At 64.9% G+C, this 13,498-nt stretch carries 10 protein-coding genes; 5 read left to right on the forward strand and 5 right to left on the reverse strand.

Translation table 11 applies throughout. The annotated features are described in order from the left end of the window. Positions 1-3: 3 nt before the first annotated feature. From RXV90_RS05555 to RXV90_RS05565, 3 genes are all read right to left on the reverse strand, one after another. Positions 4-2,763 carry an aminotransferase class I/II-fold pyridoxal phosphate-dependent enzyme gene (locus tag RXV90_RS05555; RefSeq protein ID WP_316647429.1) on the reverse strand — a complete coding sequence of 920 codons (2,760 nt, stop codon included), beginning with the start codon at positions 2,761-2,763 and terminating at the stop codon, positions 4-6. A 50-nt stretch (positions 2,764-2,813) separates the two neighbouring features. Beyond that, on the reverse strand, positions 2,814-3,782 hold the full coding sequence (locus RXV90_RS05560) for a carbon-nitrogen hydrolase family protein (RefSeq protein WP_316647430.1): 969 nt from the start codon (positions 3,780-3,782) through the stop codon (positions 2,814-2,816). Between the two features lie 85 nt (positions 3,783-3,867). Continuing rightward, positions 3,868-4,431 (reverse strand): cupin domain-containing protein, encoded by a 564-nt coding sequence (locus RXV90_RS05565; RefSeq protein WP_316647431.1) that lies wholly within the window; start codon positions 4,429-4,431, stop codon positions 3,868-3,870. Positions 4,432-4,659: 228 nt separating this feature from the next. Between RXV90_RS05565 and gabT the strand changes: the two genes are divergently transcribed. Continuing rightward, complete coding sequence (gene gabT / locus RXV90_RS05570; protein WP_316647432.1) at positions 4,660-6,030, forward strand: 4-aminobutyrate--2-oxoglutarate transaminase; 1,371 nt, start codon at positions 4,660-4,662, stop codon at positions 6,028-6,030. 62 nt (positions 6,031-6,092) lie between these two features. Here gabT and RXV90_RS05575 read toward each other — a convergent pair whose 3' ends face one another. Then, positions 6,093-7,148, reverse strand: a complete 1,056-nt coding sequence (locus RXV90_RS05575; protein WP_316647433.1) for an ABC transporter ATP-binding protein — start codon at positions 7,146-7,148, stop codon at positions 6,093-6,095. 2 nt (positions 7,149-7,150) lie between these two features. Next, positions 7,151-7,963: an IclR family transcriptional regulator gene (locus RXV90_RS05580; RefSeq protein ID WP_316647434.1), complete on the reverse strand. Its 813-nt coding sequence runs from the start codon at positions 7,961-7,963 to the stop codon at positions 7,151-7,153. Positions 7,964-8,117: 154 nt separating this feature from the next. Here RXV90_RS05580 and RXV90_RS05585 point away from each other — a divergent pair, with 154 nt between their 5' ends. The 4 genes from RXV90_RS05585 (at position 8,118) to RXV90_RS05600 (ending at position 13,468) form a co-directional block, all read left to right on the forward strand. After that, positions 8,118-9,374 (forward strand): ABC transporter substrate-binding protein, encoded by a 1,257-nt coding sequence (locus tag RXV90_RS05585; RefSeq protein WP_316647435.1) that lies wholly within the window; start codon positions 8,118-8,120, stop codon positions 9,372-9,374. Positions 9,375-9,483: 109 nt separating this feature from the next. Then, positions 9,484-10,425, forward strand: a complete 942-nt coding sequence (locus tag RXV90_RS05590; RefSeq protein WP_316647436.1) for a carbohydrate ABC transporter permease — start codon at positions 9,484-9,486, stop codon at positions 10,423-10,425. A gap of 116 nt (positions 10,426-10,541) precedes the next feature. Continuing rightward, complete coding sequence (locus tag RXV90_RS05595) at positions 10,542-11,390, forward strand: carbohydrate ABC transporter permease (protein ID WP_316647437.1); 849 nt, start codon at positions 10,542-10,544, stop codon at positions 11,388-11,390. Continuing rightward, positions 11,390-13,468 carry an alpha-galactosidase gene (locus RXV90_RS05600; protein ID WP_316647438.1) on the forward strand — a complete coding sequence of 693 codons (2,079 nt, stop codon included), beginning with the start codon at positions 11,390-11,392 and terminating at the stop codon, positions 13,466-13,468. Before RXV90_RS05595 ends, RXV90_RS05600 begins: the two co-directional genes overlap by 1 nt. Positions 13,469-13,498: the final 30 nt, after the last annotated feature.

The following is a 13,498-nucleotide window of genomic DNA, read 5'->3' on the forward strand; positions in this document are numbered from 1 at the left end:
GTCTCAGTTTGCGCGGGCCGACTGGTGTTCTTCAAGCGCCTCGGCGGTGAATACCCGCAGGCCCAGGTCGGGCCGGTAGCCGTGGATCTCGCTCACGTCGAGCGCGCGCATGAATTCGAGGATTTCGGGGCTGATCACCTGCCCCGGAACGAGGATCGGAAAGCCCGGCGGATAGGGGATGATGAAGCTTGACGAAACAAGCTCCTCGCCCGCGTTCACCCGTTCCGTCAGTTCCCCATGCAGATCGAGGTAGTCGCATTTCTCCTCGTCATAGGCGAGGAAGAAGGCGGATCGGATATCGCCATCGGGCGTTTCCCCGCTCGTCGATCGGAACGCATCGTGGAAGCGCGAGAAATCCGGCAGGGGCGGCACGTCCTCGACCAGGCTTTTCTTGCGCCGCTCGAAGCCCTTGCGCTCCATCTTCGAGGCGTCGTCCATCAGATCGTCGAGTTCCTTGGCGATCTCCACCAGCACTTCGATCAGGTAGGCGACCGACGACCGCGTCGTGCCGATATTCGTCATGAAGAGAACGGTGTTCCGCGAGGTCTTGTTGATCTGGATGCCGTAGCGATCCATCAGGATGCGGGTCTTGAACGTATCCCCGTCCCATCCGGTGCCGCCCACGGCCAGCGTGACCCGCGTCGGATCCAGCACGAACTCGTCCTTCGTCCAGATATCCCAGGCATCTGACCAGCCGTTCTTGGCGCTGTAATAGGCCTCGATCCCGCTTTCGCGGTAGCTGTCGGGGATCATGTCGGCAGGTGTCAGAACCTTGAAATATTTCGACAGAAGCGGGTGCGAGGCCACCGCACGGCGGATCGCCATCGCGCTTTCCACCTGCCGCTGCACGAACTCGAACCCTTCAAGCTCCACCTGCCGCCGGCCCACGTCGAGCGACGCGATGATCTGGTAATTCGGGCTGGTCGAGGTGTGGGTCATGTAGGCTTCGTGAAACGCCTGCTCGACCTCGCCTTTGAACATCTGGTCATTGACGTGGATCATCGAGCCTTGCCGCAGCGACGTCAGCGTCTTGTGCGTCGATTGCGTGGCATAGACCCGCACGCGCGCCTGCGGCGACGGAATGAGCCGGGTGTTCAGAAGCGTCTCTTCATCGGCATCCTTCAGATCCCGCTGCTGCGCCTCGTAGGCCGCCGCGTGATCCGCCGTGCGCAACTGCTCGCGCAGGTAGTTCGCGGCATTCATCGCGGTGCGCTGGCGGTAGAACGGGCTGAACCGGGCGAAGGCGAACCACGCCTCGTCCCAGAGGAAGATGAGGTCGGGCTTGATGGCAAGGCATTCCTCCATCACCCGTTCGACGTTGTAGACCAGCCCGTCGAAGGTGCAGTTCGTCAGAAGCACCATCCTGACCCGGTCCAACTGCCCCGACGCCTTGTATTTCAGAAGCGTGTGCTTGATCTCGTGCAGCGGCACCGCCCCGTACATCGAATACTGGTGCAGGGGATAGCTGTCCATGTAGGCCACGCTCGCCCCGGCCAGCACCATCCCGTAATGGTGCGACTTGTGGCAGTCGCGGTCGACCAGCACGATATCGCCGGGCCTGACCAGCGCCTGCACCACGATCTTGTTGCAGGTCGAGGTGCCGTTGGTGGCAAAGAAGGTCTGTTTCGCGCCGAAGGCGCGCGCAGCCATATCCTGCGCTTCCTTGATCGGCCCGCGCGGCTCCAGAAGGCTGTCGAGCCCGCCCGACGTGGCCGAGGTTTCCGCCAGGAAGATGTTGGGCCCATAGAACGCGCCCATATCCTGGATCCAGTGCGACCGGCTGATCGATTTCCCCCGGCTGATCGGCATCGCGTGAAACACGCCGGTGGGCTGTTTCGAATATTCCTTCAGCGCGGTGAAGAACGGCGTCTTGTAGCGCCGGTTCACACCGCGCAGGATGTTCAGGTGCAGTTCCAGGAAATCTTCCTGATTGTAGAACACCCGCCGGCATTTGCCCAAATCGAGCGCCGCGATATCCTCCGCCGACCGGTCGGTCACCAGGTAGGCGTCAAGCTCGGGCCGCACCTTTGCGATCAGCCGGCAGCATTCCGGCCCGTACTGGCTTGGCTGCAATCCATCGACGGCCTCGTCATTCGACGCCTGGCTGATATAGCGCGTGAGGATCGGCAGCGCGTTCTTCGATTTCAGCATCAGGCCGGGCCGCACCACCACGGCCTGGATGTTGTGGTTGAAGAGAATGGCGATCAGCGCGTCTTCCAGCGACGGCACCACCACGGGTTCATAGATGAACGTGTCCTCGGTCCGCCGCATCCGCTGCAGGCTGGCGCGCAGCCACCTGTCCTGGTGCTCGTTCACGTTGTCGACGATCAGCACCTCGAAATAGGGCCGCCCAAGCGCCCGCGCCTCTGGCGCGAGGCTCGATTCATCCTCGAAATCCTCGCCATCCACCTCGTCGGCCATCAGGGGGATCGTCCGCCGCCGGTAGGCGCCCGAGGCCAGCGCCCGGCTCGCCCGCCGCACCGACACCGCCAGGTCGTCGATGTTGCGCGATTCAAGCAGGCGCCGCATATGCTCGAACGCGGCCTTGCCGGGGAAGGCCCAGTAATCCTCGATCGGGGCCAGCGCCTCGAACAGGCTCTGCGCCCTGAGCAGCTGCCGCTCCCGCGCGGCATCCTTCAACTCGCCGTGGCTCAGGGCCTCGACGGCTTCGCGCAGCGCGCTCCACCGGTCCGACCTCAGCTGCGAGGCACTGAAATAATCGCCGATCGACGGCAGATCGGTTGCGCCATCGTGAAGGTTCATGTCTTCCTCCCGTTCCGGTTCGCCGGGGTCTTCCGCCCCGCACGCCCCTGTCAATCCGACCCGGTGCGCCCCTTGAACATGGCGATGGGTTCCGCCCCAACCGGTGTTTCGCTGTCTCCGGCCAGCGCCGTGCGCGGATCCGCCGCCGCGGTGCCGGCGCGCGAGCCCTGCCTGGGGATCTCAAGCGGCCCCAGCGTCTGCAGATAGGCATCCGCCCCGCTGCCCCGATCATAGACCGGAAAATCGGCCGCACGATCCCGAAAACTTTTCAGAACCTGGCCGAGGCCGCGAAGCCCCGTCTCCCGCTGCCGCCGTACAAGGTCGAGATCGACCTCAATCGGGAACATGTCTTCCTGCCCCGCCGACTGGTGCAGCACGGTGGCGGCCGGGTCGACCACCAGCGACCGGCCCACGCCGCCCGCGCCAAGGCCGTTCACATCGAAGACGTAGCACTGGAACTGCGCCGCCGTGGCGCGCGCGATGGCAAGCTCGGCATCCCGGTCGGTCGTCCCGGTCAGGACGGGGTGCAACAGCACCTCCACCCCCTGGCTCGTCAGTTGCCGCGTCGTTTCCGGAAACCAGATGTCATAGCAGATCGACAAGCCGAACCGCCCCACCTCCGGCACGTCGAAGACGCAGAATTCCGTGCCCGAGGCGATGCCGTGCTCATACGGCAGGAAGGGGAACATCTTCGAATATTTCGCCACGATCTGGCCTTCGGGGTTGATCACCACCGAGGTGTTGAAGATCCGCCCGTCCTCGCGCTTCTCGAACATCGATCCGGGGATCAGCCAGATCCCGAACCGCCGCGCATCTTCCTGGAAGGCCGCCAGCGCCTCGTTCGGAAAAGGCTGGGCATAACGGTCGAGGGGGCCATAGGGCGCCAGTTCCGAAAACAGCACCATCTGGGTCCACGGAAAACGTGCCATCAGCACCTCGATCCGGTGGCGCATGGCCTCGACGTTGGAATGAAGCGCGGCCACGTGCATCTGGACGCCGGCAATCGCGAAAGGGGTCATTTTGGAAACTCCGGGACGGTCTGATGCATGGGCATCGACTCTAACAGCTTGGAAAGGGGGAACAACCGGATTGCCGGGAGGTTCCTCAGAAGGTGGGTGGCGTGCATGCGCTGACAATCACGCAAGGGGCGTCGCCGATATTGCGAAACCGGTGCGGCAGGCGCGAATCGAACAGGTATCCGTCGCCCGCGTTCAGAACGCGCCGCTGATCGCGCACGGTGATCTCTATGATGCCGGAAATCACGATTCCTGCCTCCTCGGCCTCGTGGCTCAGCATGTCGGGCCCGGTATCGGCGCCGGGCGGATAGGTTTCGTGCAGCATCTGAAGGCTGTGGCGCGCGGCATTGCCCAGCTGCCGCAGGCTCAGAAGGTCGTCGAGCCCGTGATCGCTGGGCCCGAGTTCGGTGAACTCGCCCGCGGCATAGAAGTATTTCGGCGCGGCATCGGCCTCCTCGACCTCGGCGAAGAACTCCGACAGCGACATGGGGATCGCATCGAGAAGGCTCTTCAGCGACGCCACAGAAGGGGAGGACTTGTTCTGTTCGATCAGCGAGATCGTGCCGTTCGTCAGCCCCGCCCGCGCCGCCAGTTCCCGCTGCGACAGGCCCCGCGCCTCGCGCACGCTCCGAAGCCGTGTTCCGATTTCCATGCCCGCTTCCGTTAAGAATATCAAACACTCGTGATGAGAATAACCCCGCTTCCGGAAAACGCCAGAAAAAAACTGCCCCCTTCATTTTGGCTCAAATGCTCAAAAGCGCGGCGGGCGTCAGCCCGGCGCGCGCGGATCGGCGCCGCAGGCGTCGATATTGACAAGTATCTTAAACGCTGCCACGAAATTCTAATCATTTGCGACAGGCTTCACCAAACGGAGAGCGCCATGGCCACCACCACCGCCAAGAAACCCAAAGCCCCGAAAAAGAAAGCGACGGCGCCGGCCCCGGCGCCCGCGCTCACCAACGCGTCGCTCATCAAGCGCCGCGACGCCGCCGTCGCGCGCGGCGTGGCCTCCGCCGCGCCGGTCTATGCGGCCCGGGCCGAGAACAGCGAACTCTGGGATGTCGAAGGCAACCGCTTCATCGATTTCGCCGGCGGCATCGCGGTTCTGAACACCGGCCACCGGCACCCGAAGGTGATCGAGGCCGCGAAGGCGCAGGAAGATCTCTATACCCACACCTCGTTCCAGGTCGTGCCTTACGAACCCTACGTGGCGCTGGCCGAAAAGCTGAACGCGCTCGCCCCGGGCGATTTCCCGAAGAAATCGCTTCTGGTGACGACGGGCGCCGAGGCGGTGGAAAACGCGGTGAAGATCGCGCGCGCCCATACCGGGCGGCCGGGCGTCATCGCGTTCACCGCGGGCTATCACGGCCGCACGCTTCTGACGCTGGGGCTGACCGGCAAGGTTTCGCCCTACAAGAAGGACGTGGGGCCCTTCCCGGCCGATATCTTCCGCGTGCCCTTCCCGTCGACCCGCGATCAGATCACCGTCGACGACAGCCTCCGCGCGCTCGAGATGCTGTTTCTGACCGACGCCCAGCCCGATCGCGTCGCCGCGATCATCCTCGAGCCGGTGCTCGGCGAAGGCGGCTATCACCCGGTTCCGGCAGAGCTTTTCCAGGCCCTTCGCGCGGTCTGCGACAAGCACGGCATCCTCCTGATCTCGGACGAGGTGCAGGCGGGCTTCGGCCGCACCGGCACCTGGTTCGCGATCGAACATTCCGGCGTCGTGCCCGATCTCATCACGGTCGCGAAATCCATGGCGGGCGGCTATCCGCTGGCCGGCGTGATCGGCCGGGCCGATGTGATGGACGCGCTCGATCCGGGCGGCCTGGGCGGCACCTATGGCGGCAACCCCGTCGCCTGCGCGGCGGCCCTTGCGGCGATCGAGGCGCTGGAGAGTGAAAACCTCCTCGCCCGCTCGACGGCCCTTGGCGAGGTCTTCCGCGCGCGGCTCTCCGACATGGGCGCCCGCGTCGCCCCCTACCGGATGTGGGATATCCGGGGCCTCGGCGCGATGCTCGCCGTCGAGTTCGTCACCGATTTCGAAACCACCACGCCGGATGCCGCCTTCACCAAGGCGGTGATCTCCCACGCCCTGAAGCGCGGGCTGATCCTGCTCTCCTGCGGGATGCACGGCAACGCGGTGCGCATCATGGTGCCGCTCACGGCCTCCGACGCGATCATCGACGAAGGGCTTTCGATCTTCGAGGCCGCGCTCGCCGATGCCATCGCCGACGAGAACAACGCCTGAGACATGAAAACGCCCCGAAGACCGGCGGGTCTTCGGGGCGTCTTTCCGTCCGGGGGATCGGCTCAGCGGATGCGCAGCCCGCTCTCCCGCTCGAAGAGATAGGCCCGCGACGCCTCGAAACTCAGCCCCACGCGATCCCCGGCAGAGGATCGTTCGTCGCCCCGCTCCTCCACGATCAGCCGCTCGCCCGTGCCCGCGTTCAGATAGGCGTAGGAGACACCGCCCAGCGCCTCGGTCAGTTCCACGCTCATCGTGTCGCCCGGCCGAAGCTCAAGGTGCTCGGGCCTCAGCCCGATCGTCAGCGCCGTGCCTTCGGCGGGCAGGCTGGCCGCCACCTCGACGTGCCGGCCCAGCGCCGGCACCTCAACCGCGCCGCCCGTCACCACCGCGTCGAGGAAATTCATCGACGGCGAGCCGATGAACCCCGCCACGAACCGGTTGTCGGGGTCGCGGTAGAGATCGAGCGGCGCCCCCACCTGCTCGATATTCCCGCCCCTCAGCACCACGATCTTGTCGGCCAAGGTCATCGCCTCCACCTGGTCGTGGGTCACGTAAATCATCGTCGCGCCGATTTCCTTGTGAAGCCGCGCGATCTCCACCCGCATCTCGACGCGCAGTTCCGCGTCGAGGTTCGACAGGGGTTCGTCGAACAGAAACACCTCCGGCCCCCGCACGATCGCCCGCCCGATCGCCACCCGCTGCCGCTGCCCGCCCGACAGGGCCGCGGGCTTCCGCTTCAGGTAATCGTCCAGCTTCAGGATCCGGCTCGCCTCCGTCACCTTCGTCCTGATCTCATCCTTCGGATGCCCGGTCATTTTCAGCCCGAAGCCCATGTTTTCCTCGACCGTCATGTGCGGGTAAAGCGCGTAGGTCTGAAACACCATCGCCACGCCGCGTTCCGCCGGATCCATCCGCGTCACGTCGCGGCTGCCGATCCGGATCGTGCCCGCGCTGGTTTCCTCAAGCCCCGCCACCATCCTCAGAAGCGTGGATTTCCCGCAGCCCGAGGGGCCGACGAACACACAGAACTCGCCATCCTCGATCGTCAGGTCGACCCCGTGGATCACCTGCGTCTCGCCGTAGCGCTTGATCACATTTTCCAGTGTTACGCCGGACATGGCTACGCCGCCCCCTTTGACTGTGGTGAAAGTTTCTGATCCGGGAACTGCCAGCTTTCGGCCTCCCGGGCGATGGCTTCGGCGGTCTGCGTCAGATCCGGCGCCAGCCGGTCGAGCCCCTGAAGATCGGTGCGCTCGGTCGAGGTGGTGACCGACAGGGCCCCCAGCACCCGGCCCGACCGGCTGAGAATGGGCTTGGCGATGCAGATGATCCCCGGCTCGTGCTCTTCCCGGTCATAGGCATGGCCGCGCTCGCGAATGGCCTTCAACTCGTCCTTCAGCGCCCGCCGCGTCGTCAGCGTATGCTCGGTGAAGCGGTGGAACGACTGCATCGACAGCGCCAGATCCAGCGCCTCTTCGTCAAGGTGGGCCAGCATCGCCTTGCCCACGCCCGTACAATAGGCCGGGCCCACCTTGCCGGCCTGGCTGAACATCTCGATCGGGTCGCGCGCATTGCGTTTGTCGACGTAAAGCACGTGGCCGTTATCCAGCTGCGCAAGGTGTACGGTTTCCCCGATTCGCGCCGAAAGCGCGTCCAGATGCGGCCGCGCCACGGGGGCGAGAGAGGATTGCTGCCAGGCGGCATGGGCCAGCCGGACAAGCCGGATGCCCGGGGCATAGGTCTGCCGGTCCGGATCGTAGGCCAGCATCCCCTGCCCCGTCAGCGTCTGCAGGAAGCGGTAGAGCGAAGCCTTGGGAAAGGGACTGTTTTCAAGGAGTTCGCCAAAGCGCACCGGCCGCCCATAGGCCGCGACCCGATCCAGCACCTCCAGTGCCTTGCCGACAGTGCCGCCATCCGGCGCCGCTTTCGCCATCTGCCCTCCCCGCCGCGGAAATCGTGATACGCTTTTCCTCTCGCGGCTGTTGACAAGTCTAGGCACAGTCGGGTTATGATTTCAATATCCAAAACCGAGTTTCAAATAATGAAACCTTGAAGCTCGCACGATTGGAACACACAGGGAGGACACCATGCGTTCCATCTTCACGGCGTCGCTTGCGGCGCTGACCGCGGCTGCGGTCATGGCCGGGCCGGCACAGGCCGAACTGACCGGCGACCTCAAGATCTTCCTCGACACGTCGAACCCCGCCCCGCGCGCGACGATGGAAAAGATGATCTCCGATTTCCAGGCGATGCACCCCGATCTCAAGATCGAGACCACCGTCATCGACCGGGAGGAATACAAGACCCAGATCCGCAACTTCCTGACGGCGAACCCGCCCGACGTGGCGACCTGGTACGCCGCGAACCGGATGAAGCCCTACGTGGATGCGGGCCTGTTCGAAGACGTCTCCGATCTCTGGGCCGAACCCGCCATCGCCGAAAACCTCGCCTCGACCAAGGGGGCGATGACGATCGACGGAAAGCAGTGGGGCGTGCCCTATACCTACTACCAGTGGGGCGTCTATTACCGGAAGGACATCTATGACGAGCTGGGCCTGTCCGAGCCGTCGACCTGGGACGCGTTCAAGGCGAACTGCCAGAAGATCCTCGATTCGGGCCGCAAGTGCTATGCCATCGGAACCAAGTTCCTTTGGACGGCGGGCGGCTGGTTCGACTACCTGAACATGCGCACCAACGGGTTCGATTTCCACATGGCGCTCGCCAATGGCGAAATCAGCTGGGAAGACGACCGGGTGAAGCAGACCTTCGCCAACTGGCGCGAACTGATCGACATGGGCGCCTTCATCGACAACCACCAGACCTATTCCTGGCAGGAAGCCCTGCCCTTCATGGTCAATGGCGACGCGGCCCATTACCTGATGGGCAACTTCGTGGTGGCGCCGCTCCGCGACGCGGGGCTTACCGACGATCAGATCGACTTCTACCAGTTCCCGGCGATCAACCCCGATGTCGAACTGGCCGAAGACGCGCCGACCGATACCTTCCACATCCCGGCCAATGCCGCGAACAAGGAGGCGGCGCGCGAGTTCCTGCGCTTCGTCGTGTCGGCCGACGTGCAGACCGAGATCAACAACGGCGCGAACCTCGGGCAGCTGCCCGTCAACGCGCAGTCCTCGGTCGATGACGACAAGTTCCTGAACGAAGGCTTCGCGATGCTCTCGTCCAACTCGCCCGGCGGCGTGGCCCAGTTCTGGGATCGCGACGCACCGGCGGAAATGGCGAAGGCGTCGATGGAAGGCTTCCAGGAATTCATGGTCAAGCCCGACAACCTCGACCGGATCCTCGCCCGCCTCGAGCGCGCGCGCCAGCGGATCTACAAGTAAGCCAAGCCAGCCGCGCGCGCCCCTGGACCGGGGCGCGCGCGCACATGCCGGACGTCCGGAACCGGACGTCGGCACGACTTTCGGGAAGGGTTCGCTGGGAGGACAGCAGATGACCGTCGCCACCGTCTCCGAGGCCGCCGCGCTCGACAACCGCTCCTGGTTCCACCGCAACCAGATCGCGATCACGCCCTGGCTGTTTCTCGCCCCCGGCGTTCTGTTCTTCCTCTTCTATGTGATCTTCCCGGTCTTCCAGTCCTTCAACATCTCGCTTTACGACTGGGACGGGCTCAGCCCCGCCGAATATGTGGGCTTGCAGAATTACGAGGATCTCTACTGGGAATTCGTCGATCGCGACGCCTTCTACACCTCGCTAAAGAACAACATCATCTGGCTCGTGCTCTACCTGCTGGCGATCCCCGCGGGGCTTCTCATCGCGCTCTTCCTCAACCAGACCGTTGTGGGCATCCGGCTTTACAAGTCGCTCTTCTTCTTCCCCTTCGTGATCAGCCAGGTCGTCGTCGGCCTCGTCTTCACCTGGTTCTACGACCCGACCTTCGGGCTTCTGAACACCTTCCTCGGCTGGGTCGGGCTGGGGCCGATCAACGTGCTCGGCGACGAGCGCTTCGTCACCTACGGGATCATCGCCGCCGGGCTCTGGCCGCAGACGGCCTATTGCATGATCCTCTATCTCACCGGGCTCAACGCCGTCGATCCCGAACAGATCGAGGCGGGCCGGCTTGACGGCGCCAAGGGCTGGAAGATGCTCTGGTACATCATCGTCCCGCAGCTGAAGCCCGCCACCTTCATCGCCTTCGTGGTGACGATCATCGGCGCGCTCCGCTCGTTCGATCTGATCTCGATCATGACGCAAGGGGGGCCCTTCGGCTCGTCCCGCGTGCTCGCCTTCTACATGTTCGAGGTGGCGCTCTCGGAATACGGCTTCCGCATGGGCTATGGCGCGGCCATCGCGGTCGTCCTGTTCCTCATCATGCTCTGCTTCATCGCCTATTTCCTGTGGTCGATGTACCGCGAAGAGAAGGGGGCCCGCTGATGGCACCGTCCGGCCGTTTGAGTATTTCCGCCAAAATGAAGGGGGGCGCCGCGCCTGATCTTCATTTTGGCGGAAATACTCATGTCGCCCCCTCCGCAGCCAGAAAGACGTAAAAGATGTTTCCCACCCCGATCGAAAAGACATCGCGCAGCTGGCAGATCACCTACCAGTCGCTTCTGCCCGTCGCGCTGATCCTCTGGCTCGCGCCGCTTCTCGCGGTCGCGGTGTTCTCGGTGAAACCCGACGCCGATTTCACCACCGGCAATTACTGGGGCCTGCCCTCCACCTTCGAAGGCGTCACCAATTACGGCAAGGTCTTCCTCGAAAGCGATATGCCGCGCTACCTTCTGAACTCGGTCTTCATCACCGTGCCCACGGTGATCGGCGCGGTGGCGCTCAGCTGCATGACCGGCTTCGCCCTCGGCATCTACAAGTTCCGCGCGAACCTCTGGATCTTCTTCATGTTCGTCGCGGGCAATTTCGTGCCGTTCCAGATCCTAATGGTCCCGGTGCGCGACCTCACCCTCGATCTCGGCCTCTACAACACGAAAACCGGGCTCGTCCTGTTCCACATCGCCTTCCAGACCGGCTTCTGCACCCTTTTCATGCGCAACTTCATCCGCGCCCTTCCCTTCCCCCTGATCGAGGCCGCGCGGGTCGAGGGCATTTCCGAATGGCGGATCTTCTGGTTCGTCGTCCTGCCCCTGATGAAACCCGCCATCGCCGCGCTGTCGGTGCTGATCTTCACTTTCATCTGGAACGATTACTTCTGGGCCGTGGTGCTGACCCAGGGCGTCGAAAGCCAGCCGGTGACGGCCGGCATCACCTCGTTCAACGCGCAATACCGCGCCGCCTATCACCTGATGAGCGCGGGCTCGATCGTCGCCGCCCTGCCGCCGGTCGCGATGTTCTTCCTGATGCAGAAGCATTTCATCGCGGGCCTCACCCTCGGCGCCGTGAAGTAATGGAGTGCTGGCGTCTGGATGACGGGCGCCAGACGCTCGCCCTCGCCATGCGCGCGGGCGGGCTGCCCGAGGTTATCTACTGGGGCCCGCCGCTTCCGGACAGCGAAGACCTCGCCGTGATCGCCCGCGCCGGCGAGATCGACATGACCGGCGGCATGCTCGACCGGACCCCGCCGCTCTCGATCTGCCCCGAAGCCGCGCAAAGCTTTCCCGGCCAGCCGGGCCTCGTGCTTCACGCCGAAGACGGTGCGCCGCTTCTTCCCGCCTTCCGCTTCGAGGCGGCGGAAACCGGCGACGGAACGCTTGCGCTGGTCAGCCGCGACACCGCGCTGGGCCTCACCCTGACCGCGCGCTTCGCGATCGACCGCGGCACCCACATCCTTACCGCCACGACGGCGCTTGCCGCCGATGCGCCCGTTCGTCTCCACTGGCTCGCCGCCCCCGTCCTCCCCGCCCCCCAGCTTTCCGACGAGATGATCGACCTCGCCGGCCGCTGGTGCGGAGAGTTCCAGCCGATCCGCACCCCCTGGTCCCCCGGCATCCGCCTGCGCGAAAACCGCACGGGCCGCACCGGGCACGAGCATTTTCCGGGCCTGATCGTCCCGGGCCGCGGCGCGACCCATACCGGGGGCGAGGCCTGGGGCTTTCACTACGGCTGGTCCGGCGGGCACCGCATGATCGCCGAGGAACTGCCCGATGGCCGCCGCCAGATCCAGTGGGGCCACGCCCCCGGCACCGAACGCACCCCCGCCACGCGGTTCGAAACCGCGCCGCTTTACGCCGTCTATTCCGCCAAGGGCCTGAACGGCTGCGCCGTGAGCTTCCAGCGCCACCTGCGCGACCGGATCGTGACATGGGCCAGGCCGGACGCCCCGCGCCCGGTGCATTACAACTGCTGGGAAGCGGTCTATTTCGATCACGACCTCGAGGAACTGAAGGATATCGCCACCCGCGCGGCCCGGCTTGGCGCGGAACGCTTCGTGCTGGACGACGGCTGGTTCGGCACACGCGACGACTACACCACGTCGCTCGGCGACTGGACGATCGACCCCCGCAAATACCCCGACGGCCTCACCCCCCTGATCGATCACATCCACGGGCTTGGCATGACCTTCGGCCTCTGGTTCGAGCCCGAGATGATCAACACCGACAGCGCGGCCTTCCGCGCCCATCCCGACTGGCGCCTCGGGGCCGCGGATCAGATCCCGGGCCGCCAGCAATACGTGCTCGACATGAGCCGCGACGATGTGCGGGAAGAGCTTTTCGGCCAGATCTCCGCCCTCCTCGGCCGCTACGCGATCGACTACATCAAGTGGGATCACAACCGCGTTCTGCCCTACCCCGACGCGGCCCAGACCCGCGGCACCCATGCGCTTCTCGACAGGCTCCGCGCCGCGTTTCCGACGGTCGAGATCGAAAGCTGCGCAAGCGGAGGCGGCCGCATCGATTTCGGCATCCTCGGCCGCACCCAGCGCCTGTGGCTGTCGGATTCGAACGACGCGCTCGAACGGCTGAGGATGCAGGCCGATGCGGCGATGTTCCTGCCCGCCGCCGTTACCGGATCGCATGTGGGGCCCCGCACCTGCCACACCTCGGGCCGCATCCTCGACATCTCGTTCCGCGCCTGGGTGGCGGCGATGCGGCACATGGGGTTCGAGATGGACCCCCGCGAACTCACCGATCACGAGGCCGACGTTCTGGCCCGCGTCACGGCCTGGTGGACGGACAATCGCGGCTGGCTGATGACGGCCGACATTCATCGCCTCGACAGCCCGGACCCCGCGATCATCGCCGAACAGCACATCTCGCGCGATGGCGGGCAGTTCGTGGTTTTCGCGGGCCGCGCGGCCAGTTCGGCCCAGATCGCGCCCCGGCCCCTGCGGCTCACCGGGCTCGATCCGGAGGCGTCCTACGAGATCACGCTTCTCAACCGTGACGACGTGACGGGGCTGTCACGGGGGCAGCCGGCACTGAAGGCGGGGGCCGAGATAGTGTCGAGTCGCTATCTTATGAGCCACGGGATATCCCTTCCGTGGGCCTTTCCGGGGTCGATTTGGGTGGTTAACGGGCGACGATAGACAAATCTGTGTACGCCCGGTGTACGGGGT

Source organism: Ovoidimarina sediminis (assembly GCF_032586175.1).
Classification (GTDB): Bacteria; Pseudomonadota; Alphaproteobacteria; order Rhodobacterales; family Rhodobacteraceae; genus Ovoidimarina; species Ovoidimarina sediminis.